Genomic DNA, 24,475 nt, shown 5'->3' on the forward strand with positions numbered 1-24,475 from the left:
CGGCCATTTTGACCCTGCGGATTTCCGCAGGGCAGCACTACATACCCATGCAAATAAATTCATTGGGCGGACTTCAGAATTCATTTACCTTCTCGACATTCGTCAAACATGACGCAGTTTCAGGGAGGAATTCATGACTATTCTCACTAAATCGGCCATTGCCGCCGTAACGCTTGCCTTTGCCACAGAAGCCGTTGCAACCGAGTGGAGCGTATCGCTCTGGGGTAAGCGCCGCGCCTTCACAGAGCATGTTGAAAAGCTCGCCGAGCTTGTTAGCGAAAAGACCAACGGAGAATTCACGCTGAATATTTCCTACGGCGGTCTTTCAAAGAACACAGAAAACCTTGACGGTATCTCGATCGGTGCATTTGAAATGGCACAGTTCTGTGCGGGGTATCACCGCGATAAGAACCCGTCGATCACAGTACTGGAACTGCCGTTCCTCGGTGTGCAGTCTCTCGAGCAAGAACGCGCCCTGAGCCAAGCGCTCTATCAACACCCCGCCGTAGTCGAAGATCTGGCCCGTTGGAACGCCACGCTCCTGATGCCGTCGCCACTACCGCAGTATAACCTTGTTGGTGTGGGTGATGCGCCTAAAACACTCGCCGACTTCGAAGGCATGACCGTACGCGCAACTGGCGGGATCGGCGATGCGATGGCTGGTGTCGGTGCGGTTCCGACCTCGATGTCTGCGACCGAAGTGCGTCAAGCACTCGATAGCGGCGTGATGAAAGCTGTCTCTTTTGCCCCGCATGCGCATATGTCCTTCGGTACAATCGAAACGGGCAACTGGTGGACAACCAACCTCAACCCCGGCACCGTAAACTGCCCCGTTGTGGTGAACACCGATGCTCTTGAAATGCTGTCCGACAGCGAACGCGAAGCACTCCTTAGCTCTGTCGACGAAGCGCTCGATTACTACATCGAATTCTACAACGACAAGACTATGTCTGCGTGGGGCCCTGCGCTTGACGAAAAGGGCATTGAGCGCGTGACATATTCCGATGAGGAAATTGCCGCGTTCAAAGAAAAGGTTGCTGGCCCAACTGCTGCGAAGTGGGTTGAGGACAACACCGCCAAAGGCCTTCCTGCCCAAGACCTGCTTGATTTCGTTCAAGGCGAATTGGCGAAGTAAGCCACTCTAAATCATAACCGCCGCGTCTCTTACTGACGCGGCGGTTTTCTCTTCTCGCACCGGAGGCATTATGGCGGGATCATCCACAGTCTTGTCTGACGACACGCTGCTAAGCCGCATCGACAGACGTTTGTATTCACTCGAACAAGTCCTATCCCTCGTCAGCGGCCTTGCGGTTTTCTCGCTGATGATCCTTGCGGTCATATCGGTTTCGGGGCGCAATTTCTTTAACGTCCCCCTGCCCGGCTATGTGGATTGGATCGAACAAGCCATGCCGCTAATCGCTTTTATGGGTGTCGCTTATACACAACGTGATGGCGGCCATATCCGTATGGACATCCTCGTCGGACGCCTGAAGGGCCGTGCGCTCTGGGCAGCGGAATTCATCACCACATTGGCAATGATCGTGCTGATTGCCCTGTTGATTTGGGGCACATTCTCGCATTTCCAGCGCGCCTTTGATTTTAACGCGCCGCTCTGGAGCCGCGATAGCTCAATGGATATCGCGCTGCCGCTTTGGCCCGCAAAACTTCTGGCGCCTGTTGCATTCTCTGTGTTGCTGCTGCGTCTGTGCCTACAGCTTTGGGGCTATGGCCGCGCATTTCTAAGCGGTGCAGAGTCGCCCGTTGCTGTCCCTCTAATCCAATCAGCCGCCGAACAGGCCCAAGCCGAAGCGGAGCACGTCTCCGGAAGTCCCGTTGACGCACCAGAAGACACCCAAAAGGAGACACACTAATGGAACCCATCGATATCGGGATTGCCGTCTCTGCGGGCATGCTGGTGCTTGTTTTGCTTGGGATGCGCGTTGCATTTGCCGCCGGCCTTGCCGGACTTGTGGGGCTTATCTGGATTTTCTGGGCAAAGGCCGGATATGACCCAAGCCGTTTTGGCAAGGCGCTGACCATTGCGGTCAAAACCGCAGGCCAAGTTCCCCACTCCAAGGTGAGTTCTCAGGCGCTATCTCTCATTCCGACCTTCATCCTTATTGGCTACCTCGCCTATTACGCAGGGCTGACCCGCGCATTGTTTGATGCGGCCAAGAAATGGGTTGGCTGGCTTCCGGGCGGGCTTGCAGTTTCGACCGTATTCGCGACAGCTGGCTTTGCTGCGGTGTCTGGCGCATCAGTTGCCACATCAGCAGTATTTGCGAGGATCGCGATCCCCGAGATGCTCAAAATCGGCTATGACAAGAAATTTGCCGCTGGTGTTGTTGCCGCGGGTGGTACGCTGGCGTCGCTTATTCCGCCTTCAGCCATTTTGGTGATCTATGCGATTATCGTAGAGCAGGACGTGGGCAAGCTTCTTTTGGCTGGCTTTGTTCCAGGTGCCGTATCGGCTTTGATCTATGGCGGGTTGATTGTTGGTATGGCGCTTGTCATCCCCAACTTTGGCCCACCCGTACGCGGCTTCACGTGGGGCGAGCGGCTCAAGGCGTTGCCACCGGCTTTGCCGATTGTCTTTGTGGTGCTGATTATCATCCTCTTTATTTACAACCCCTTTGGCGGTGACGCTTGGGGCACGCCCACAGAGGGCGGCGCGCTTGGGGCCTTCGTTGTGTTCCTCATGGCGCTGTACAAAGGGATGCGTTGGGCTCAGCTCAAAGACGCGCTGCTAGAAACGGCCAAGCTTGCGGTGATGATCTTCACGATCATCTGGGGCGTGCTGATCTATGTACGGTTCCTTGGCTTCGCGGATCTTCCGGGCGCCTTCTCGGACTGGATCACCAGCCTTGACCAATCGCCAATGCTGACGCTTGTCCTGATCCTGCTGGCCTATGCCGTGCTCGGAATGTTCATGGATGCGATTGGTATGCTGCTTCTGACGCTACCCGTGGTTTATCCGGCGGTCATGGCGCTCAATGGCGGCGAGATGGTATCGGCGGCGGACTCTGCCTTCGGCATGTCCGGCCCGATGTGCGCGATCTGGTTTGGTATCCTTGTGGTGAAAATGGCGGAGTTCTGTTTGATCACGCCCCCCATCGGCCTCAACTGCTTTGTGGTGGCTGGCGTGCGCGATGACCTGACAGTTCAAGACGTGTTCAAGGGTGTCACACCGTTCTTCATCGCCGATGCGGTGACAATCGCGACACTCGTAGCCTTCCCGAGCATTGTCCTCTGGCTACCCTCACTGGTCTAAGAAAATTGCGGAGCCTTCGGGCTCCGCATCGTCGCTTAGCGATAGAGAAGCGATTGCCCATCGGCAAAAATATGCACTTTTTCCGCTGGCGCCGTAAGCGAAACTGTTTCGCCCTTTGCCGTCGCGTGAATGCCCGGAAGCTTTGCGATAACCGCCTCCGAGCGCGTGCCTTTCTCAAAGTATAGCAACGTGACTTCGCCCAAAGCCTCGGTAATTTCGACCTTCGCCTGATAGAGCGGCGTTCCATCTGTCACGACCAAATCCTCGGGTCGCACACCAATGTTCACGTGTGTACCAAGGTCCGATGCAACGGTTGGCACTTTGGAGCGCGCAACCCCGCCCCCTTCAAGAGCAACAACAGTCTCCGCACCCGTTTCGATAACTTCACCCGCAATCAGGTTCATCGCAGGAGAGCCGATAAACTGGGCCACAAACTCGTTCTCTGGCTTTTCATAAAGCTCGAGCGGCGTTCCGACCTGTGCGATCCCTTTGTTGGCCAGAACCACAATCCTCGAAGCAAGCGTCATGGCCTCAACCTGATCATGGGTCACATAAACCATCGTGCTTTCGGGCATGGCTTCCTTGAGCTGCGCAATCTCGATCCGCGTGGCCACCCGTAAGGCGGCATCAAGGTTCGAGAGTGGCTCGTCAAACAGGTAGATTTTTGGATCACGAACAATCGCGCGCCCGATAGCCACCCTCTGTCGCTGACCACCAGAAAGCGCCTTGGGCAAACGATCAAGATACTCGGTCAGTTGTAGCTTCGCTGCGGCGTCATTGACCGCTTTCTCGATCTCGGCCTTGGGCATTTTCGCAATGTTGAGAGCAAAGGCCATGTTATCGCGCACGGTCATATGCGGATACAGCGCGTAGGATTGAAAAACCATCGCGATCCCGCGCTGCGCGGGCGGGACATCATTCATCTTCACGTCATCAATCGCCAATGTACCGTCGGTGATGCGTTCCAACCCTGCGATCATCCGCAACAAAGTGGACTTCCCGCAGCCAGATGGGCCAACGAACACAACCAACTCGCCCTCGTTGATTTCGAGATTAATATCCTTGAGGACAGTGACATCGCCATAAGCTTTGGCCACATTTGTAAGTTTTAGATTTGCCATCTGCCGCTCCTAACCCTTTGATTTTTCTTTTGTTACACGACGAAATATCGCCCCTTGCCACGGAGCAAGCTCATTGCCCTGTGCAAGGCCAAGCGCGTTGCCGAGCGGCTCCCAACCGGTCACGTCCATCGGTACATCGGCCGCTTCGCCAGAAAGATTGAACACGCAGAGAAGATGCGCGTCATCTGATTTCCGCTCAAAACTCAGCACATTTCCGGTTGCGCGAAGATTGGCGTGATCACCAGTTGCCAAAACCGGATGCGCCTTACGGAATGCCAAGGCAGCGCGGTAGAAAGCCAGCAATGACTCTTCAACAGCTTCTTGGTCCTCAACCGACTGGCGGAGGTGTTCTGGCGCCACGGGAAGCCATGGCTTTCCTTGCGAGAACCCTGCGTTCTGGTTCGTTCTCTCCCATACCATCGGAGTGCGACATCCATCGCGTCCTTTGAACTCCGGCCAAAACTCGATGCCATAAGGATCTTGCAGATCGTCAAAGGCCACATCGGCTTCCTGTAACCCCAACTCTTCGCCCTGATACAGGCACACAGACCCGCGCAACGACAGGAGCAACAACGCAAACAGGCGCTGCGCCTCTGGTGAAAGGTTCCAACGTGTCGCGTGGCGCACAACATCATGGTTCGAGAAGGCCCAACACGGCCATCCATCGCTTGCAACCGCATCAACCTGCGTCAAAACTTCGACGACCCGCGCTGCGGTCAACGGTGCATTGGCAAGGAATTCGAATGCATAGCACATTTGCACGAGGTCATCCCCACGCGTGTACTGCCCCATGATCTCCAATCCGCGCTGAGCGTCGCCAACCTCTCCAACCGCTGCTGCACCATACTCATTCAATACGGACCTAAATTTCCTAAGAAATTCAATGTTTTCGGGCTGGTTCTTTGAGTAGATATGCTCTTGGTGATTGTAAGGATTGACCGAAGGCGCGATGGTATCATTTCGCTTCTCTGGTGGAAGCGCAGGATTGTCGCGCAACTCTTTGTCTGCAAAATAGAAATTGATGGTATCAAGCCGAAACCCGTCAACCCCGCGCTTCAACCAAAACCGCGCCACGTCCAACAGCGCTTCTTGTACCTCTGGCTCATGGAAATTGAGGTCGGGCTGGGTGCTTAAGAAGTTGTGCAGGTAATACTGGCATCTCCGTGAATCCCATGTCCAAGCTGGGCCACCAAATATAGAGAGCCAATTGTTCGGCGGCGTACCATCCGGCTTTGGATCTGCCCATACAAACCAATTTGATTTAGCATTATCAAGGGATTGACGGCTCTCCTTAAACCAATCGTGCTGATCGGATGTATGCGACAAAACAAGATCAATCATCACCCGAAGCCCGAGCCCGTGCGCTTTGGCAACGAGTGCATCGAAATCTGCCAACGTTCCAAACATCGGATCGACATCGCGGTAATCGCTGACATCATAGCCAAAGTCCTTCATCGGTGATTTGAAAAACGGCGAAATCCAAATCGCATCCGCACCGAGTTTCGCAACATAATCAAGCCGTTGAATGATGCCTTTAAGATCGCCGATCCCATCCCCAGAGCTGTCCTGGAAACTGCGCGGGTAGATTTGATAGATCACCGCACCGCGCCACCAATCCGGATCCATTGGCAGAGAATTCATAGTTGCCATCTCTAGCCCCCTTTAACCGAGCCGGACAACAATCCGCGCACGAGATATTTCTGTAAGCCGAAAAATACGAGAAGCGGCACCGCGATCGACACAAACGCGCTGGCCGCAAGAATTTCCCAATCGCCGCCACGACTGCCAAGCAATTCACGCAAGCGCCCTGTCATAACAAGCTGGTCCTCGTTGTTACCAAGGAACACAGTCGCGACAAGCAGGTCATTCCATACCCAAAGAAACTGGAAAATTGCAAAGCTCGCGAGCGCGGGAAATGACAGCGGTAGCACAATTTTGCGGAAAATCTCAAAATCAGTCGCGCCGTCGACGCGTGCACTCTCTATGATTTCGCGCGGCAAACCAGCGATGTAGTTGCGCAAGAGATAAATCGCCAAGGGCAACCCAAACCCTGTATGCGCAAGCCAAATCCCGAGGTAGTCTTTGCCAATACCTATTTCGTTATGCAGTCGAAGCAACGGTATAAGCGCCATCTGCAACGGCACAACCAAGAGGCCAACAACCGTTGCGATCAGCAACGCACGACCGGGAAACTCCATCCACGCCAATGCATAGGCCGCAAAGGCCGCTACGAGTATCGGGATGATCGTTGCCGGAATGGTTACCGTAAAAGTATTGATGAAGCTTTTGCCAATACCCTCTGAAAACAACACGTTACGGTAGTTATCTAAGGTGAATTTCGGCGCCTCCATGGAGGTTACAAATATGCGCGTTCCACGGCTACCTTCTGGCTGCTCGGCAGAGACAATTCGATACGCCCCGTCTTGTTGAACGGTAATGAAAGCGCCTCGCCGCTCAGCGGTATCACCTGGAGTAAATTCAGTCGGACGATTGGCGTTTATTCCGAAGGCCGTGATTTCGGCAGGACCGTCAAAGAGGTTGCCTTCAATCACCCATCCATCAGGTGTTTCAATCGCTTCTGACGGGCTTGCGCCGCGCAGTGTTAGGTTTCGTTCGCTCGATGACAGCGCTGTCCACCAACCAGAAGTCGAGATTTGATCACGGTCACGGAACGAACTGACCAACAACCCAAATGTCGGAATTGTCCAAAGTAAAACAAGCACTAAGACGGCGATGTTAACAGCCCATGTGAGCCGCGATTTGACGCCAGCAATGTTATCCATCACACCATCTCCCGTCGTGCGTTGCGAATATTCCAGACCATGATTGGTGTGACGAGCAGCATGATAACCAGCGCGACAGTTGACGCGCGCCCGATATCAAGGCCACGGAACATCCAGTCAAACATCAGGTTCGCCAAAACCTGACTGCCCCATTGTCCGTTGGTCATGGCCAAAACGATGTCAAACACCTTGAGAACAAGGATGGTGATCGTGGTCCAAACCACGGCAATTGTGCCCCAGATCTGTGGAACCTTGATTTTCCAGAATATTTGGAAAGGGTTGGCACCGTCGAGAATAGCGGCCTCGATCGTTTCCTCAGAAATACCGCGCAGCGCGGCAGAGAGGATTACCATAGCAAAGCCTGTTTGAATCCAGATGAGGATGGCCATCAGGAAGAATGAGTTCCAGAACGGCACGGTAATCCATGCCTGAGGGGCACCGCCGAAATAGGTGACGATTGCGTTCAATAGCCCGATCTGGGCCTCACCCTCGGCGCGATAATCATAGACGAATTTCCAAATCACCGAGGCCCCGACAAATGAGATCGCCATCGGCATAAAGATCAATGATTTAGCAAAGTTACCCCACTTAATTCGATCAGTAAGTGCGGCTGCGATCAACCCGAAAAACGTGGAGCCTGCAGGAACAACAATGAGCCATAACATATTGTTTTTCATGGATTCTGCGAACTTTTCATCAGAGAGAAGCCATGCGTAGTTGCCACCCCCGATAAATTCGTCTCCGTCAGAGCCGTGAAACGACAACCAAACCGAAATAACGACCGGGTAAAGCAGGTACATTGTCAGCAAGAACAATGCTGGAAACATGAAGAGCCAAGGCCGGATACGCGCGGCGCGGTTGATGTTACGCCCCGCGTTTGGGCCTTTTGCCGGATAGATCCGGTCGAGGATCATATTCGATAGGAAAAAGTAGAGAACGCAACCAAACACCCCGATAACGACGGTGAAAAGCGCCCAGAATAGCTGTTCCATAACGGCCCCGCTGAGAAAAAGACAGAAAAGGGCCCTGCATTACACAGAGCCCTACTCTTGATTACTTAATGCCGTCCCAAGTTTCCTGAATGCTCTTGGCCACTTCGGTTGCATCTTTGCCACCAGCGTAGTCAACCATGCCGGTCCAGAATGCGCCTGCACCGATTGCCCCTGGCATCAGGTCGGAACCGTCAAAGCGGAACGTATCAGCGTTCAGGAGAATATCGCCCATTTTACGCTGCGCGTCGTTCTCGTAAACTGCTGTATTTACACCGGAATGTGCCGTCAGGAAGCCACCTTGGGCCATCCATGCTTCATGTGCGATTGGAGCTTTGAGGAACTCCATGAAGGCACGCGCGCCCTTGGAGTCATTGGTGATGGTCATCACCGTACCCGCACCAAGAACTGGCTTACCAAGGTCTTTGCTTTCATAGCTTGGGAAGTAGAAGAAATCTGCATCCTCACCCATCATAGTGTCTTCTGGGAAAAACGCCGGAATAAAGCTCGCCTGACGGTGCATATAGCACTGGGGCGGTGAGGCGAAGAGACCTTTGGGGCTGTCGCGGAAGTCCGTGGAGGCAACTGCACCTGCTCCGCCAGCGACATAGTCGTCATTTCGAGCAAAAGCGCCGAACTCTTCGATTGCAGCAACAATCGCTGGATCATCAAACGGAATTTCGTTGGCGACCCATTGGTCATATACCGAAGGCTCAGCAGTGCGGAGGAGCAAATCTTCAACCCAGTCCGTTGCCGGCCAACCTGTCGCGGCACCACTGCCCAGACCGATGCACCACGGCGTACCGCCATCTGCAACGATTTGATCTGTGAGGGCCTTAAGTTCTTCCATTGTTTGAGGAATTTCGTATCCGGAATCCTCAAAGTTTTCTGGAACATACCATACGAGAGACTTCAGATCGGCACGATAGAACATACCGAAAAGCTGATCATCGCCGTTCTCATCGGCAAAAGTCGCCAGATCAACCCAAGACTGACCAGCGCCGAAATTATCACGCACCCAATCCGCATCTTCTGATGTCAGCGGTGCGAGCAATCCCTTTGCTGCAAGGCTTGCCGCAAGGCCGGGCTGTGGAAAAACAGCGATGTTCGGAGCAGAGCCACCTTCAGTGTCGATCAAGATTTGCTGTTCAAAGCTATCAGATCCAGCGTACTCGACGTTAGCGCCGGTTGCTTCTTCAAAATAGGCAATAACAGCGTTGAAACGGTCGCGTTCAAGGCCGAGCCATGGGCCAAAAACCGAAATCGTTTCACCAGAAAGGTCCATAGACTTGAGAGCTTCATAGCTATCCCACGTGAAGTCACCTTCACCTGGCGCAAACATCAAATCCGCCTGAGCTGCGCCCGCGCAAAGCATCAGCGAAGCAGCACTTGTCATCAAATATCGTTTCATTTCTATCCTCCCTTTAGGCACAGCTGTGCCGGATAATCACGCGCCTAGGTCAAGACGCAAAATCCGCGCCCAAATCACCCAAAGCGCTTTGGTTTTTCAAACATCAACGATTCCACCCCAAGAGTCAACGAAAGAACAGACTCGCCCTATTTTCTGTAAAAAACAAAGTTGTTTCGACGAAATAATTGACGAATTTCCTGAGCCGCAGTAGGAATACGAAGATTATAAGCGCTTTGAAAGTCGACCATGAACCTCAAAACCCTCTCTGAAAAGCTCGGCCTTAGTCAAACGACCATCAGCCGTGCCTTGAATGACTACCCAGAAGTCAGCGAGGCCACACGTCAACGCGTCAAAGCAGCAGCGCTGAAGTACAACTATCGCCCGAACACGCGCGCGCAACGATTGGCAACAGGGCGAGCTATGGCAATCGGCCACGTCATCCCAATGTCGAACAACCAAGAGATGGTGAACCCAATCTTTGGTGATTTCATTGCCGGAGCAGGAGAAAGCTATTCCAAAGCGGGATATGATATGCTGCTTTCGGTTGTGCAGGACAAAGACGAAGAGGCAACTTATCGCGCGATGGCGTCGAAAGGGTCTGTAGACGGTGTAATCGTCCATGGTCCTCACAAAAACGATCCTCGGATCAAATTGTTGCAAGAGTTGGGTCTTCCCTTTGTGGTGCATGGGCGGAGTATGGGCGACGAAACAAGCTACTCCTGGCTCGACATAAACAACGGGCGCTCCTTTCAGCGCGCAACCAACCTTTTGCTCGATTTGGGGCACAAGCGGATTGCCCTTCTCAACGGTGATGAAACCATGGATTTCGCCGCACGCCGTCGTTCTGGATACGAGGATGCGCTGCGCAAGCGCGGTTTCGCCCCGGACTCGACATTAACCTTCAGCGCAGAGATGACCGAGCAATTCGGCTATGAAACTGCGAAACGGCTTCTCCAAGGGATGCGCCCGCCCACAGCCATTCTTGTCTCTTCCTATATTACAGCGATTGGCGTGCGCCGCGCGATTGGCCGCGCGGGTCTGATGCTAGGGCGTGACGTGTCGGTTGTGACGCATGATGATGATCTCTCTTATCTAAGGAACGGAGACGATATTCCGAGCTTTACCGCCACCCGCTCTTCGGTCCGAAATGCAGGCCGGAGATGCGCTGAAATTCTATTGCAATCAATCGCAACAGGGAACGGCCAACCCGTGCAGGAGCTATGGGAAACCGAGTTGATGCTCGGTGATTCAACAGGGCCTGCCCCAAGCTGACACCAAGTTTTCCCTTGCAAAGTAGAAAATTCTATTTATTTCACAAACTGAATTATCTATCCTCCTCCGAAACCCGAACCAACACAAGCGACGACGTCGCCTCTCCATCCTGAAAGCAAATCCATGGTTACTTCGCGCAGCGCCAACCACTATTCCCTGCTTGCTGATATTGGCGGCACCAATACACGCGTCGCCTTATGCGAAGGCACGTCGCTTGTTGCGGACTCAGTTCGGCGTTTTCGCAATGCTGAGTACGGAAGCCTCGAAGAGGTGCTTGCAGCCTATATGGCATCAGAAGGAAACGTTGATTGCCTTGGCGCCTGCGTCGCCGCTGCTGGGCCAGTTCGGGATTCGGTTGCAACAATGACCAACCTCGACTGGACGATTGATTCCGAGACTGTTGCCAAGGCGACGGGTGCAGAAACTGTTTCAATTTTGAACGATCTTCAAGCGCAGGGGCACGCACTTGGCCATCTCGAAGCAGACGCTCTGACGACAATTCTACCTGGAAAAGCAGCTGGCCCGAATGCCGCGCAACTGGTGGTTGGAGTCGGCACCGGCTTTAACGCAGCGCCCGTTTGGCGAACACATGCAGGCCGCTTTGTTGCGCCGTCGGAATGTGGCCACATCACACTCCCTGTCCGTTCTGAAGAAGATCTTGTCCTCAGTGCTTTCGTTGAGAAGGCCCACGGCTTTCCCGGCGTAGAAGACCTGTTGTCAGGCCGCGGACTCGAACGGATCTACGCCTTTCATGCCACTGAAAACAATAGTGAAACCCGCAAGGACGCTGCCTCGATCATGACCTCGGCAACCGCTCGGGATGACGATGTGGCACTGCGATCTGTAGAAACGTTCTGCCGTAAACTTGGCGATGTTATTGGCGATCTGGCGCTTGTACATCTTCCATTTGGCGGCATCTTTCTGATTGGCGGCGTCGGGCGCGCCATGGTCCCATTCATGGGAGAATTTGGCTTTGCAGATGCTTTCCGTGACAAAGGTCGCTTTGCGGAGTTTCAAGACACTTTCGCAGTTACGGCCATTTCCGATGACTATGCGGCGTTGATCGGGTGCGCCAACCACTTACACGATCGCATGAACGAAAACTGAATTGCCTGCAGTAAGGCCTTCTTAAGATTCTTCCCCCTACAACGATCCAAAGGAACCGGATCAAAGGGGGCGCTTGTGACATCACCTACAAATGAAACTGCGGTAAACCCGCAATGAGCGCGCAAATTCAACTGCGCGAGCGTTTGGGGTTGAGCGATGCAGCGCCCCTCGCCCGCCAAATTCTTGCGGAGAAAGGCTCCGATCTTGTGATCGACGCCTCGCGCGTGTCCCATATTGGGAGCCTCTGCCAGCAAGTCCTGCTTGCTGCTGCAAAGGAGTGGCAAGAAGATCAGCGCACCTTTCGTATGTGCAATCCAACCGATGCCTGCGTTCAAGACCTCGCCCTCTGCGGCCTCACACCGGAAAGCTTTGAAGGAGAGGTCGCATGACGCTCAATATTCTCGCAGTTGATGACAGCCGCACGATGCGCGACATGATCAGCCTAAGCCTACGACAGGCTGGCTTTGAACCAACCCTGGCTGAGGATGGACAGCACGGCCTAGAAGTTCTGCAAGACTTCATGCCCGATGCAATCATAACGGATATAAACATGCCACGGCTCGACGGCTTCGGATTTATTGATGCCGTTCGCAAAACGCCGGAACATCGCGCTATCCCAATACTTGTGCTGACCACCGAAAGCGCACCTGAACTGAAAGCACGCGCAAGAAGTGCCGGTGCAACGGGCTGGATCGTCAAACCTTTTGACCCCGAGAAACTTGTACGCGCCCTTCAAATGGTGACTGGTTAGGAGCATTTATGAGCGATCCCAATGATCCAATGGCCGAAATCCGTGTGGCATTCTTCCAAGAATGCGAGGAACTGCTCGAGGCGCTTCAAGACGGCCTTACGTCCATGGAAGACGGCAGTGGTGACTCCGAAACGATCAATGTTGTGTTCCGCGCGGTTCACTCAATAAAAGGCGGCGCCGGCGCATTCGGGCTGGACGAACTTGTGCAATTCGCTCACCGCTTTGAAACAACTATGGACGCCGTGCGCGCAGGCGAACTCACGGTTGATACCGAAGCATTGAAACTATTTTTTCGAGCTGCAGACGTCCTTAGCGACATCGTGCGCGCTTCTCGAGATGCGCTCGAAACTGATCAATCCGCGATCTTGGCGGTCTGTGAGGAACTGATTGCTTTAACCGGAGCAGACGCGGAGGAAGACGAAATTGATCCCGCTGAATTTCAAGCCACTGGCCTTACATTGGACCTTGATCTCCCGGATTTAGATGCTCTTGACGATATCGCCGTAGACTTACCACCGTTGACGTCTGCAGACAGCTTATTTGGCGAAGATACGATAGCGAGGGAACCATCCAAATACACGATACGTTTCAAGCCCACTAGCGAGCTCTACGCAACGGGGAATGAGCCCCTCTATCTCTTTAGGACCCTCCGAGAAATTGGTGTTGTAAAAATCGATATCAACACTCAGTGCTTGCCCGAACTATCCAAACTTGAGCCCGAAAACTCCTATTTGGAATGGCAGTTGAAAATTGAAACTGAAGAAAATGAAAACCAGATCAGAGAGGTTTTTGATTTCGTTTCAGACATTTGCGACTTGGAAATCAAATCTAATGGTATGGATGCTGAAGTTTCATGTCTGCCTGACATCTTACCAAACGAAGCCGCAACAGACCAAGTTGTAAGCTCAAGCGAAGTGAGCAACGCTATAGCAACTCCTGCTCAGACCGAAAATTTAGCTCCCTCAGCGGATCAAACTGTAGAAAATGCTTCTGACAATGCAGCAGAAATCCCCTTAGAGGTCTCACCGAAACCTGCCCAGACGCCACCTGCTACTAAGCCAAGAGCGACGGTTCGTGTCGATCTAGAACGTGTTGATCGATTGGTGAACCTGGTCGGAGAGCTGGTCATTAACCAAGCAATGTTGTCTCAAAGCGTTGCACAGATTGGATTGCCATCAAACACACCCGTTTTTACAGGTCTCGACGAGCTCCAACAGCTAACACGTGACATTCAAGACAGTGTTATGATGATCCGTGCTCAACCTGTTAAATCACTATTTCAGCGAATGGCTCGAATTGTGCGCGAAGCTTCCGCCGATGTCGGCAAAACTGTCCGGCTAAAAACGGACGGTGACGCTACAGAAGTCGACAAAACCGTGATCGAAAGGCTCGCAGATCCTCTCACCCATATGATCCGGAATGCTGTCGACCATGGGTTAGAGGATAGCAAGACGCGCCTTGCAAACGGCAAACCAGAAACTGGAGAAATTACTTTATCTGCGCGCCACCGCTCAGGCCGTGTCCTGATCGAGATTTCCGATGACGGCGCGGGTATTGACCGCAAGAAAGTTCTGAAAAAGGCACAAGAAAAAGAACTCGTCACCAAAGACGGCCAGCTAACCGATTCAGAAATCGACAATCTTTTGTTCCTTCCCGGGTTCTCAACAGCCGACAAAATTTCGAATCTTTCTGGTCGCGGCGTCGGGATGGACGTTGTTCGAAGCTCAATCCAAGCACTGGGTGGTCGAGTTTCAATAAACTCAACGCCCGGCAAAGGAACAACTTTCTCGATTAGTCTACCTCTGACACTCGCCGTGCTTGACGGTATGGTCACCCAAGTTGCTGGGCAAACTTTAGTAGTCCCGCTTAATACAATCGAAGAAACGCTTACCATCGGGAAAAGTGATCTAAACACGCTCGGCCCGCAGACATCTGTTCTAAAAGTAAGAAACGGATTCGTGCCGCTACTCGACCTCGGAACCGAGCTTGGCTACCGAAAACCAAAGCCTGACTACGTCGATTCAATTGTTCTTTTGATCGCGCACGAAGATGGGAGCCGGGCGGCTCTCGTTGTCGACGAGATAAACGATCAAAGACAAGTTGTCATAAAAGGGCTTCAAGAAAGCTACGGTCGCGTCCCAGGAATTGCAGCTGCTACAATCTTAGGTGACGGACAAATCGCTCTCATTCTTGACCCGGTAGACATCGTTGCAGGTGCCAGTGGGCGCACCAAACTTTCAACCGAAACAGCTCTCGCGGGATAGCCAATGTCAAACCAATTATCGAATTCAAAAACATCGGAAATCGAACTCTTGTCATTTCGTGTGGGCGAGCAGGAGTTTGCGCTTGATATAATGTCAGTTCGTGAAATCCGCGGCTGGACTCGTGCAACACCGCTTCCACACTCGCCTCCATTCGTACGGGGCGTTATCAACCTTCGGGGCACAGTTTTGCCCATCATCGATCTCGCTGCCCGACTTGGTCAACATTCAACTGATCCCTCCGAGCGCAATGTCTTCATCGTTGTGCAATCCGGTGAGGAAACCGTGGGGCTATTGGTTGACGCGGTTTCGGACATCCTATCGATCAAAACAGAGGAGCTTCAATCCCCTCCTGAAATGGCAGCGGACACAAACAACATTTTTGTAGAATCCCTTACGATTGTCGAAGACAGAATGCTACGCGTTCTTGATCTACGAGCCGCCCTTCTCTCTTCCTCTTCGGAGGCAGCATGACACGAGCTCTTTCTAACGCTGTTACGGGAAACACCGCAATGAGCAAAGACCAGTTCCTGCTCGTCTCAAAGCTGGCAAAACAGAACGCAGGCCTGATGTTTCCAGACACAAAGGCTTCACTCGTTTCTTCCAGACTTCTCAAGCGATTGCGCATTCTGAAACTGCAGAATTTTGAACAGTATTGTGATTTGCTGTGCGGCAATAATGCCAAGGAAGAAATTCACCACATGGTCGCAGCTCTCACAACCAACATTTCCAGTTTTTTCCGCGAGAAGCATCACTTTGAAACTTTGGGCAAAGAAATTCTTCCAACCATCATTGAGCATGCGACGAAGGGAGGAAAAATTCGAATTTGGTCAGCCGGGTGCTCTGTTGGTATGGAAGCTTATAGCATTGCAATGACCATCCACGAAGGGTTTCCCGAAGTTGGAAACTGTGACGTAAAAATTTTAGCAACGGATATCGATCCAAACGTCTTGGAAATTGCTCGGCTTGGTGAATATCAGGTCGGTGACTTAACAAATGTCTCTAAAGCACACCAAGATCGCTATTTCCGATCGTCTGAAACCGAGACAAAGAGCTCTATTCGAGTTGTTTCTGAAATTCAAAACCTTGTTAGTTTTAAACAGCTTAACCTTATCGAGAACTGGCCGATAAAAGGTCACTTTGATATCATATTCTGCCGAAATACTGTCATCTATTTTGACGAAGACACGCAAAAGCAACTTTGGTCTCGATTTCAAAACATCCTACATGAAGGCGGATGGCTCTTTGTCGGTCACTCCGAGCGCGTTCAGGAAAATTCAGCGCCACTGCTTAAGTCGCGAGGCATGACAATCTATCAAAAATCAAGCGAAACCGGCGAGAAACAACTACGGCCGCGCAGCTCCGAGGAAAGCCAATGTCTTTAAGAGATCAACTCCGCATCCTTGTTGTTGATGACATGTCAACAAGCCGAGGCTTAATCACTCAAGCACTCGACGCATTTGGTATACGAAATGTTGGGAGTGTGGCGGATGGCCGAACTGCACTTTCTACGTTGGAGCGTACGCCAGTCCATCTCGTTATCTCGGACTACAACATGCCAGAAATGGATGGGTTGCATCTCTTACATGCACTCCGCCAAAATCCAAAAACGAAAGGGGTCGGATTCATTCTTATCACTGGCCGCGCTGACCGGGAAATAATCGAAAAAGGGAAACAGCTAGGCATGAACAATTTTCTAAAGAAGCCTTTTGACCCTGCTCAACTCAAGGCTTGTATAGAAGCCGTTGTGGGCCGTCTTTAGGGTCGAACAATGAGCAACTCTTCTGTTTCGCTGTCAAAAGTTCTCGAGTGCGTCGATGCTGAAGTCGCTGAGATGTCAACACAAGTGCTCAAGTTGCAGTCGACGTTATCTGAATTAACTGATGGATTGGACATTCTACAGACCGAGCCGATTAGTTCATTGCAAAGTCTTGATGAAATTGCTCAAAAACTCTCGGGAATCTCTCGCGCACTACAAATGTTGCGAAACGAAACTGGGCCAGTCAATCACACATCAATCAATATTGAGTTGCTAAAAAGTTTCGTAAAACTGGACAGCCTTTCCAGCAGGCTTTGTGCTGAAACCTGCCTAGAACACTCCCAAAGCTCCAAAGGGAGCGTCACACTGTTCTGAAAACTTTACCGCGCTGACATCAAAGATGTTTGAACAACTAAAATAGCTCAACGTCATTAGTTTGTGCCCGCACTAGAGCCTGCTCTTCGACTTTGGCTTTCATAAGTTTCTGCCGCGCATGGCCGGAAACGGGTGAAAATTCCACACGGCGCGCAGATACTCCTCCCAGACATTCAGCATAGATCGGAATACCTTCTTGGTGCAAAAAATTGCGCACAAATGTTCCATTCGCCTGTCCGATGCTTGAAAGGCCCGAAACCATTTGCGCACCACCAAAAATTTTGCCGCGCAGACGTGACTTTGAGGCGCCACGCTTAAGTAGTGCATTGATGAGTACTTCCATCGCCGCCGCACCATGCAAATTTTCAATGCCCGAGTTCGAGATACTGTCTGGCAAAAGAATATGGTTCATTCCCCCGACTTTTGCGGTTTGGTCCCACAAACAAGTCGCAACGCAAGACCCAAGAGTTGTCGAAATCACAACATCAGGAGAATTTTCGACAGCATGTTCGCCCTGACAGATTGATATCCGTTTCTTGGGCAAGCCGCTTCGTCGGTTAGAGGAATGTTTGGTCATGCGCCTCCGAAGAACAATCATTCAGTCGGGAAACACCCGAAAGATTTCAGTATCACTTCCGACGTTACAGCAACAGACATCAACATAGTCTTAAGACTATCGGCAGAATAAGCGCCGTTTTGGATCAAGAGTATCGGTAACTCTCTATTATATGCGCTAACCTTTTCAAGGCGGGCGAAACCGAATTCTCGCATGTTTCGTCATGCTCTTTCCAACCCTCAAGGAGTTGAATGCCGAATTGCGAAATATGGTGACGCATTGCCAGACGCGCTTCCTCAGCGGACCGTTTTCTTAGAGCTTCTATGATCGCGCGGTGTTCCTGAACGAGCGAAGGCTTCATCCGAGCTACATTTACCCGACCGTGCATTTTTACCCACATTGGAAGCTGTACGCGCTGCCGCCAAAAACCAAGAACGGTATTCTCCAGCGCCAAATTTCTAGTCGCGCGTGCAATCGTGAGGTGAAACAACTCGTCAGCATTGTCGCCCCAAAATTCGTTCTCATGTTCCCCGCTCATTTGCTCTGTGAGCTCTTCGAGCTTTTCCAGTTCCGCGTCAGTTATATGATCAGCAGCGAGTGCAGCTGTTTCTCCCTCAACAAGCAACCTTGCCTCTAAAAGTTCAAACGGGCCGGGCGTGACCAACGCGCTTAACGTATTGGTCGAGGGTGGATGAGTTGAAACCTGCATGCCAGCTCCAAAACGGTTCTCGACAAAACCGCTGATCTCAAGTGCAATCAACGCTTCACGCACCGTCGCACGGGAAACGGAAAGCTGCTCAACAAGCTCGCGTTCGGCCGGCATTTTCTGTCCGGCTTTCAGGTCTCCTTCAAGAATACGCTCAGCGATTTGTTGAGCGACAAGTCGATACCTTGGGATTTGTTCAACCGGTTTAAACATGAGGCGGACAACCAATTTACATTTCGTCAGAGATTGACAGATTGCCTGACAATCCTGCATAACTCAAGAAATTTCAAACGGATTGCCGATCATGACACCCGAAAAACTCCTTCGCGAAATGTTTGATGCAGCACTTGATGCCGCTGACCCATTCAAAGCCGTACCCACATATTTACCCGAAAAACCAAGCGGCCGCGTTGTTGTTATCGGCGCGGGTAAGGCGTCGGCCAGAATGGCACAGGCCGTAGAAGCCGAATGGGGCCCATGCGAAGGAATTGTGATCGTTCCACATGGCGCGGACCTGCCGACAAAGGGTATTGAGATCGTTCAAGCCAGCCATCCGGTACCGGATGCCGCGGGCGAGGAAGCCGCCAAACGTATTGTAGAACTGCTCGAAACACTTACTGAAAACGATCTTGCGCTATGCCTGATTTCTGGTGGTGGGTCCTCGCTGATGTCTGCGCCCGCCGCTGGCTTGAGCCTTGAAGACAAAATTCTCGTGAATAAGAAACTGTTGGCGAGTGGTGCCGCGATTTCGGATATGAACGTTCTGCGCAAGCATTTATCCGCAACGAAGGGCGGTCGATTGGCGGTCGCGGCGGCTCCTGCGCGCGTCGTGACATTAACCATAAGCGATGTACCGGGTGATGACCCGTCAATCATTGCGTCCGGTCCGACGGTGCCGGATACCTCTACCGCTTCGGACGCTTTAAAGATCATCGAACGCTTCGGCATCGATCTACCCGACCATATTCTTGCTGTTCTAAACGGCCCTGATGGAGAGACGCCAAAGCCCGACCACCCCGCCTTCAAACGAGCCGAAACACATATCGTCGCGGCGCCTCAGGCCTCTCTTGAGGCGGCATCAAAGATTGCGGAAAAATACGGCGTGACCCCACTAATTTTAGGTGACGCAATCGAAGGTGAAGCGCGTGAGGCAGGAAAGGTTATGGCTGGCATGGCAGCGCAAATTAAGCGTCACGGCCAACCGGCAAAGGCGCCTGCGGTGCTAATTTCCGGCGGGGAGACAACGGTAACCGTCACTGGAGAAGCAGGAAAAGGCGGACGTTGCAGCGAATTTCTGCTAGGATTTGCTCTAGGCGTCTGGGGCGAAGACGGCATCTCGGCACTGGCCTGTGACACCGATGGACGCGATGGGTCGGAGCATAACGCAGGCGCGATCTGGGGAGCGAACCAGTTTGCGCAAGCCGACAGGGACAAAGCCTTAAGCGCTCTGTCTCGTCACGACGCTTATAGCTTCTTTGAGAGTGTCGATGGTTTGGTTAATACTGGCCCGACCCATACAAACGTAAATGATTTCAGAGCGATATACGTGGAGGCATCCGATGAAGATTGATCTATTATACGGCCGCAACGGCATCTCGGTTAACCTTCCCGAAGCGGCAGAACCCACTGTTATCAACAAGCCTGCATTCCCGCCCTGCCCTGATGCGACCGAACAAATTGCCACCGCTTTGACAAATCCTGTCGCGGGCGCAGACTTTAAGTCTCTGTGCCAAAACCGCTCTTCGGCTTGCATTCTGATTTGCGATATTACCCGCCCCGTCCCGAACCACTTGTTCTTGCGGCCCATGATCGAAGGAATGATTGACGCAGGGATTCCTAAATCTGAAATCACGGTTTTGATTGCTACAGGGTTGCATCGGCCAAACCTCGGTGAAGAGCTTGCCGAGCTTGTCGGCGACCCTTGGGTTCTCGAGAATGTTGCCGTTGAAAACCACTATGCCCTGAATGACGAGGATCATATCGACCTCGGCACAACCAAAGGCCGCGGCGTTCCTGTCAAGCTCGACCGTCGCCTCGTGGACGCAGACCTGCGGATTGCGACTGGACTTGTGGAGCCGCATTTCATGGCCGGCTACTCTGGTGGACGAAAAGTTGTTGCTCCCGGTGTTGCTCATCACGAAACCATTCGCACCTTTCATTCCGCGCGGTTCATGGAAGACCCCGCCGCAAAAGAGTGCAATTTGGTCGATAACCCACTACACGAAGAGCAACTCGAAATCGTGCGGATGCTTGGCGAAATTTACGCCTTGAACACCGTGATTGACGAAGATCGTAACCTTGTGTTCACAAGCTTTGGCGAAATTATCGAAAGCCATCTCGCGGCGGTTGAGTTTGTGCGGGCCTTTACCGAAATTCCTGTTGGTCGCAAATTCAAAACCGTTGTGACTTCTGCGGCGGGTTATCCGCTTGATCAAACCTACTATCAAACAGTTAAGGGCATGGTGACGCCGCTCGACATTCTCGCGCCGGACGGCACATTGATCATTGCCTCGCACTGTGGTGAAGGGGTCGGCTCCGATCATTTCAGAGCCGCGCAAGAACGACTGGTTTCCATGGGGCCCGACGCCTTTTTGAAATCCCTGCTGGCGAAATCCTTTGCCGATGTCGACGAATGGCAGACGGAAATGCAGCTTAAGCCAATGCGTGCTGGCAAGGTTGTTCTGTATTCCGAAGGGTTACCAGAGAGCGATTTTGCCGTCACAGGCGTTGAGCGCGCGACCGACTTGAAGCAAGCAATCGCGGACAGTATCGCGATGCATGCCGACCCTGAAATCGCGGTTATTCCGGAAGGTCCCTATGTCGTTCCGCAAGCGCGTTCGGCGGCATGACGGCTCATATCCATCTTGATGTTGTCGGGGGCGTCTCGGGCGATATGTTCCTCGCGGCGATGCTTTCAGCCTTTCCCGAACACGAAGCAGGCTTGAGCGAAGATTTGGCAACTGCCGGACTGTTGGAACATGTCACCCTAAAGAGGGATACGATCAAGAAATCCGGATTTGCCGCGACGCAGGTCACATTCGAAATCACCGAAACCGCGCCTGCAACCCGCCATTGGCGGAACATCAAAGGCTTCATTGAAGCCTGCGCCCTCTCCGAAGAGACGAAACGCACAGCTATCGAGATATTCGCGCAACTGGCCGAAGCCGAAGCGATTTGCCACGGCGTCTCTGTTGACGACGTGCATTTTCACGAGGTTGCGGACTGGGACTCTTTGGCGGACATAATCGGCGCTGCCGCACTCCTTACTAGAATTGGCACCGCAACCTGGTCGTGCTCCTCATTGCCGATTGGGTCAGGACTGGTACAATCTCAACACGGAAAAATTCCGGTCCCTGCCCCCGCAACCGCACATCTTCTGAAGGGGTTCGACTGCTTTGACGATGGCGCGTTGGGCGAACGCATAACGCCAACGGGTGCGGCGATCCTAAAATTCTTGAACCCGGCACACCAGAAAAGCAGCGGCAAACTGACCCGCATCGGAACGGGTGCAGGGCAAAAATCCTTTAAGAACATCCCCAATATCTTGCGCGTGCTTGTACTTGAGAGCAGCGACACGATTGAAACAACAACCGATTGGGTAACGCAAATCTCATTTGAAATCGATGATATGACGCCAGAGGAAATCGCCACATCGGCCGAACATATCCGCGCGCATCAAGGTGTGATCGATGTTGGCTTCACGCAAGGCTTTGGCAAAAAATCCCGCCCGAACTACGGGTTTCGTGTGCTTACCACGCCGGATGCGGGCGAAGACGTCGCGACGCTCTGCTTTAACGAAACGTCTACGATTGGATTGCGTATAGAAACCGTCGCGCGACGCATCCTTTCTCGTCAACACGGCCAAAGCGGCAACATCGCGATCAAGGTTGTCGAGCGTCCAAGTGGCCCGAGCGCCAAGGCCGAAAGCGATGATCTTGCGGCATTTTCGGGCTTGGAACAGCGTCGTGCATTGGCCTCAAATGCGACGAAAGGAGACAGCGATGAGTGATGCGTATCAGCGATTGTCTAATGTGCTTTCACAGTTTCCGCGCCTGACAATCGCGGTTTCCGGAGGTGTGGATAGCCTCACTCTGGCGACGATTGCGGCGCGCCAACTCAAAGACACAACTATCGCACATGCCATATCGCCCGCCGTTCCAGACGAAGCAACGGACCGCGTGCGCGCCTTTGCTAGTTCTGAAGGGTGGGATTTGCGGGTCATCAACGCGCGTGAATTCTCCGACCCTAACTATCTGAAGAACCCGACAAACCGATGCTATTTTTGTAAGTCGAACCTCTATTCCCGCATTGCAGAAAGCTGCTCTGGGCCAATTGCTTCTGGTACAAACACCGATGATCTGGGCGAATATCGCCCCGGCCTTATTGCGGCGAAAGAGCAAGATGTGGTGCATCCCTACGTTATGGCCGACATCTCTAAACGCGAATTACGCGATCTTGCGAGCGGACTTGGACTTTCTGGAATCGCTGCGCTCCCCGCACAGCCCTGTTTAGCGAGCCGGATCGAAACCGGAATTGCAATAGACGCTGCGGATCTGGCTTTCGTTCATGCAGTTGAAAAACTGGCAACAGAGCGGCTCTCGTCAACCGATATTCGATGCAGGGTTACCAAAACCGGCATACGTCTCGAAACAAATGCGCCAGCGGACTCGGACACGATTGCGCACATCAATGCCTTTTGTCAGGCACATGACCGCGTATTTGACGGGGCTTATCCCTATCGCCGTGGAAGCGCGTTTCTTCAGGGTGAAGCGGTATGAAAAGCCACACGATTTTTGATTGGTCACGTGCGGCACGGACGGGCATTCCTGAGGTCGTCTTTGCAGAGCACAAGCCTCTCGACATGCTGCTCGACATAATCAACAGCCATATCGAAGAAGCCAAACCACTTCTTGTGACGCGCCTATCACCAAAGCAAATCAAAGCGCTCGAAGACCTCCCGATGAACATCGACACGCACGCCCGAACTGCTTCCTATTTGGCGAAGGCCCCAGCAAACGCGCCGAAACTCGCGATAGTATCTGCCGGGACGTCGGATGCCCCAATTGCACGCGAGGCCTATGTTTGCGCGCGTTTCTTTGGGCTCGATGCGTTGCTCATACAGGATGTCGGCGTAGCGGGGCTTTGGCGGCTCGAGAAACATTTACCAACTTTACAGGAAATGCCACTGGTGATCGCGGTTGCCGGAATGGAAGGCGCGCTATTTTCAGTGCTCGGCGGGCTACTGCATGCACCAATTATCGCGGTTCCAACCTCGGTCGGGTACGGCGTTTCGCAAGGTGGAAATGCTGCGCTTTCATCCGCACTTGCAAGCTGTGCACCGGGCGTACTTACGGTGAATATCGATAACGGATTTGGCGCTAGCGCTGCGGCAGCCAAGATTTTGCTTCACGCCAAATCACGCGAAGATTGAGACATAAGCCCAATTCAACAAAAATTGTTGCGCGGCCCGAAACAAAAAGTTCATAGCCCTTGCGCCGCAAGTTTTAGTACAGCGCAAGGGTTAATCTAAAATCTAAACAAACGCCTAAATTCGCCGCGTACTTTATGTCATAAATGTGACGCAAGCCCCAATGCGAGCACAATCCAAGGCACATCCATCAAGGTATTTCCCGGCGTACACATTAATTTTTTAAATATTTTTAATTACTTATCCAAACACACCAATCAGAAACGCTCCACCCTCTCCGGCCGCTGTCTTTTTTAGGCGAATTCTCGCCATTGTCTTGACACAATCGCAGCAGCGGCGTTAGAACACTTTCCATAAAAAGAATGTGTTAAAACCTCTATTTGAATTGTGGGCAATCGAGTTGGACGTGGCATGTGTGTGTGTGCCAGTGCGTATCGAGTGAATTTGTGTGTTTGTTATTTAGTCTCGCAGTACTTTAACCAGTGCGCCGGAATTTCCGGGGAGTGTGAGGCGCGTTACGGCAACAGAACGATCGGATCCGCCACCCCATCACGGCTGATTTTTTGATTTCTGTTTTTTTTATTGAAAGGCCTCGTGCCGGCTTAACGCGTTTCATAAAGGGAGCCGAACATGCGACATTGATCGCCCTGCCCGTTCGGCTCCCTTTTCATAACCCTTCTCAGAA

At 52.4% G+C, this 24,475-nt stretch carries 24 protein-coding genes; 17 read left to right on the forward strand and 7 right to left on the reverse strand.

Annotated elements, in window-relative coordinates:
- Positions 1-133: 133 nt before the first annotated feature.
- The 3 genes from N9C89_RS07850 to N9C89_RS07860 all read left to right on the forward strand — a co-directional run bounded on the left by N9C89_RS07850 (position 134) and on the right by N9C89_RS07860 (position 3,271).
- On the forward strand, positions 134-1,135 hold the full coding sequence (locus N9C89_RS07850) for a C4-dicarboxylate TRAP transporter substrate-binding protein (RefSeq protein WP_263953331.1): 1,002 nt from the start codon (positions 134-136) through the stop codon (positions 1,133-1,135).
- 70 nt (positions 1,136-1,205) lie between these two features.
- Positions 1,206-1,871: a TRAP transporter small permease subunit gene (locus tag N9C89_RS07855; protein WP_263953332.1), complete on the forward strand. Its 666-nt coding sequence runs from the start codon at positions 1,206-1,208 to the stop codon at positions 1,869-1,871.
- A complete protein-coding gene (locus tag N9C89_RS07860) occupies positions 1,871-3,271 on the forward strand; it encodes a TRAP transporter large permease (RefSeq protein WP_263953333.1) in 1,401 nt (466 codons plus the stop codon). The genes N9C89_RS07855 and N9C89_RS07860 overlap by 1 nt, the downstream gene beginning before the upstream one ends.
- A gap of 35 nt (positions 3,272-3,306) precedes the next feature.
- On the opposite strand, the gene N9C89_RS07865 is transcribed toward N9C89_RS07860, so the two are convergent.
- The 5 genes from N9C89_RS07865 to N9C89_RS07885 form a co-directional block, all read right to left on the reverse strand.
- The gene (locus N9C89_RS07865) at positions 3,307-4,392 is read right to left on the reverse strand and encodes an ABC transporter ATP-binding protein (RefSeq protein WP_263953334.1); all 1,086 of its coding nucleotides are present in this window, start codon (positions 4,390-4,392) and stop codon (positions 3,307-3,309) included.
- Between the two features lie 9 nt (positions 4,393-4,401).
- The gene (locus N9C89_RS07870) at positions 4,402-6,042 is read right to left on the reverse strand and encodes an alpha-amylase family glycosyl hydrolase (RefSeq protein WP_263953335.1); all 1,641 of its coding nucleotides are present in this window, start codon (positions 6,040-6,042) and stop codon (positions 4,402-4,404) included.
- Positions 6,043-6,044: 2 nt separating this feature from the next.
- The gene (locus tag N9C89_RS07875; protein ID WP_263953336.1) at positions 6,045-7,175 is read right to left on the reverse strand and encodes an ABC transporter permease subunit; all 1,131 of its coding nucleotides are present in this window, start codon (positions 7,173-7,175) and stop codon (positions 6,045-6,047) included.
- On the reverse strand, positions 7,175-8,167 hold the full coding sequence (locus N9C89_RS07880; RefSeq protein ID WP_263953337.1) for a carbohydrate ABC transporter permease: 993 nt from the start codon (positions 8,165-8,167) through the stop codon (positions 7,175-7,177). Before N9C89_RS07880 ends, N9C89_RS07875 begins: the two co-directional genes overlap by 1 nt.
- 61 nt (positions 8,168-8,228) lie before the next feature.
- On the reverse strand, positions 8,229-9,575 hold the full coding sequence (locus tag N9C89_RS07885) for an ABC transporter substrate-binding protein (RefSeq protein ID WP_263953338.1): 1,347 nt from the start codon (positions 9,573-9,575) through the stop codon (positions 8,229-8,231).
- Between the two features lie 246 nt (positions 9,576-9,821).
- Here N9C89_RS07885 and N9C89_RS07890 point away from each other — a divergent pair, with 246 nt between their 5' ends.
- From N9C89_RS07890 to N9C89_RS07930, 9 genes are all read left to right on the forward strand, one after another.
- Positions 9,822-10,847, forward strand: a complete 1,026-nt coding sequence (locus tag N9C89_RS07890) for a substrate-binding domain-containing protein (protein WP_263953339.1) — start codon at positions 9,822-9,824, stop codon at positions 10,845-10,847.
- Positions 10,848-10,970: 123 nt separating this feature from the next.
- Entirely contained in the window at positions 10,971-11,954 is a 984-nt protein-coding gene (locus tag N9C89_RS07895) for a glucokinase (RefSeq protein ID WP_263953340.1), read from the forward strand.
- Between the two features lie 113 nt (positions 11,955-12,067).
- Positions 12,068-12,343 (forward strand): STAS domain-containing protein, encoded by a 276-nt coding sequence (locus tag N9C89_RS07900; RefSeq protein WP_263953341.1) that lies wholly within the window; start codon positions 12,068-12,070, stop codon positions 12,341-12,343.
- Entirely contained in the window at positions 12,340-12,705 is a 366-nt protein-coding gene (locus N9C89_RS07905; RefSeq protein ID WP_263953342.1) for a response regulator, read from the forward strand. Before N9C89_RS07900 ends, N9C89_RS07905 begins: the two co-directional genes overlap by 4 nt.
- A gap of 29 nt (positions 12,706-12,734) precedes the next feature.
- Positions 12,735-14,969 carry a chemotaxis protein CheA gene (locus N9C89_RS07910; protein ID WP_394358504.1) on the forward strand — a complete coding sequence of 745 codons (2,235 nt, stop codon included), beginning with the start codon at positions 12,735-12,737 and terminating at the stop codon, positions 14,967-14,969.
- Between the two features lie 3 nt (positions 14,970-14,972).
- The gene (locus tag N9C89_RS07915) at positions 14,973-15,440 is read left to right on the forward strand and encodes a chemotaxis protein CheW (protein ID WP_263953344.1); all 468 of its coding nucleotides are present in this window, start codon (positions 14,973-14,975) and stop codon (positions 15,438-15,440) included.
- 38 nt (positions 15,441-15,478) lie between these two features.
- The gene (locus tag N9C89_RS07920) at positions 15,479-16,351 is read left to right on the forward strand and encodes a CheR family methyltransferase (RefSeq protein ID WP_263953345.1); all 873 of its coding nucleotides are present in this window, start codon (positions 15,479-15,481) and stop codon (positions 16,349-16,351) included.
- Positions 16,342-16,728: a response regulator gene (locus N9C89_RS07925; protein WP_263953346.1), complete on the forward strand. Its 387-nt coding sequence runs from the start codon at positions 16,342-16,344 to the stop codon at positions 16,726-16,728. Before N9C89_RS07920 ends, N9C89_RS07925 begins: the two co-directional genes overlap by 10 nt.
- 9 nt (positions 16,729-16,737) lie before the next feature.
- Entirely contained in the window at positions 16,738-17,100 is a 363-nt protein-coding gene (locus N9C89_RS07930) for a hypothetical protein (protein ID WP_263953347.1), read from the forward strand.
- A 37-nt stretch (positions 17,101-17,137) separates the two neighbouring features.
- On the opposite strand, the gene N9C89_RS07935 is transcribed toward N9C89_RS07930, so the two are convergent.
- Together N9C89_RS07935 and N9C89_RS07940 are read right to left on the reverse strand one after the other, a co-directional pair.
- Positions 17,138-17,677, reverse strand: a complete 540-nt coding sequence (locus tag N9C89_RS07935; RefSeq protein WP_263953348.1) for a chemotaxis protein CheD — start codon at positions 17,675-17,677, stop codon at positions 17,138-17,140.
- A 124-nt stretch (positions 17,678-17,801) separates the two neighbouring features.
- Positions 17,802-18,575, reverse strand: a complete 774-nt coding sequence (locus N9C89_RS07940; protein WP_263953349.1) for a FadR/GntR family transcriptional regulator — start codon at positions 18,573-18,575, stop codon at positions 17,802-17,804.
- 91 nt (positions 18,576-18,666) lie between these two features.
- On the opposite strand from N9C89_RS07940, the gene N9C89_RS07945 reads away from it, so the two are divergent.
- The 5 genes from N9C89_RS07945 to larB are packed head-to-tail and all read left to right on the forward strand — an operon-like array spanning position 18,667 to position 23,793.
- Positions 18,667-19,932 (forward strand): glycerate kinase, encoded by a 1,266-nt coding sequence (locus N9C89_RS07945; protein WP_263953350.1) that lies wholly within the window; start codon positions 18,667-18,669, stop codon positions 19,930-19,932.
- Complete coding sequence (gene larA / locus N9C89_RS07950) at positions 19,922-21,211, forward strand: nickel-dependent lactate racemase (protein ID WP_263953351.1); 1,290 nt, start codon at positions 19,922-19,924, stop codon at positions 21,209-21,211. The genes N9C89_RS07945 and larA overlap by 11 nt, the downstream gene beginning before the upstream one ends.
- On the forward strand, positions 21,208-22,371 hold the full coding sequence (gene larC / locus N9C89_RS07955) for a nickel pincer cofactor biosynthesis protein LarC (protein WP_263953352.1): 1,164 nt from the start codon (positions 21,208-21,210) through the stop codon (positions 22,369-22,371). The genes larA and larC overlap by 4 nt, the downstream gene beginning before the upstream one ends.
- Positions 22,364-23,140, forward strand: a complete 777-nt coding sequence (locus tag N9C89_RS07960) for an adenine nucleotide alpha hydrolase (RefSeq protein WP_263953353.1) — start codon at positions 22,364-22,366, stop codon at positions 23,138-23,140. The genes larC and N9C89_RS07960 overlap by 8 nt, the downstream gene beginning before the upstream one ends.
- Complete coding sequence (larB, locus tag N9C89_RS07965) at positions 23,137-23,793, forward strand: nickel pincer cofactor biosynthesis protein LarB (protein ID WP_263953354.1); 657 nt, start codon at positions 23,137-23,139, stop codon at positions 23,791-23,793. Before N9C89_RS07960 ends, larB begins: the two co-directional genes overlap by 4 nt.
- Positions 23,794-24,475: the final 682 nt, after the last annotated feature.

The organism is Halocynthiibacter sp. SDUM655004 (assembly GCF_026015885.1).
GTDB lineage: Bacteria > Pseudomonadota > Alphaproteobacteria > Rhodobacterales > Rhodobacteraceae > Falsihalocynthiibacter > Falsihalocynthiibacter halioticoli.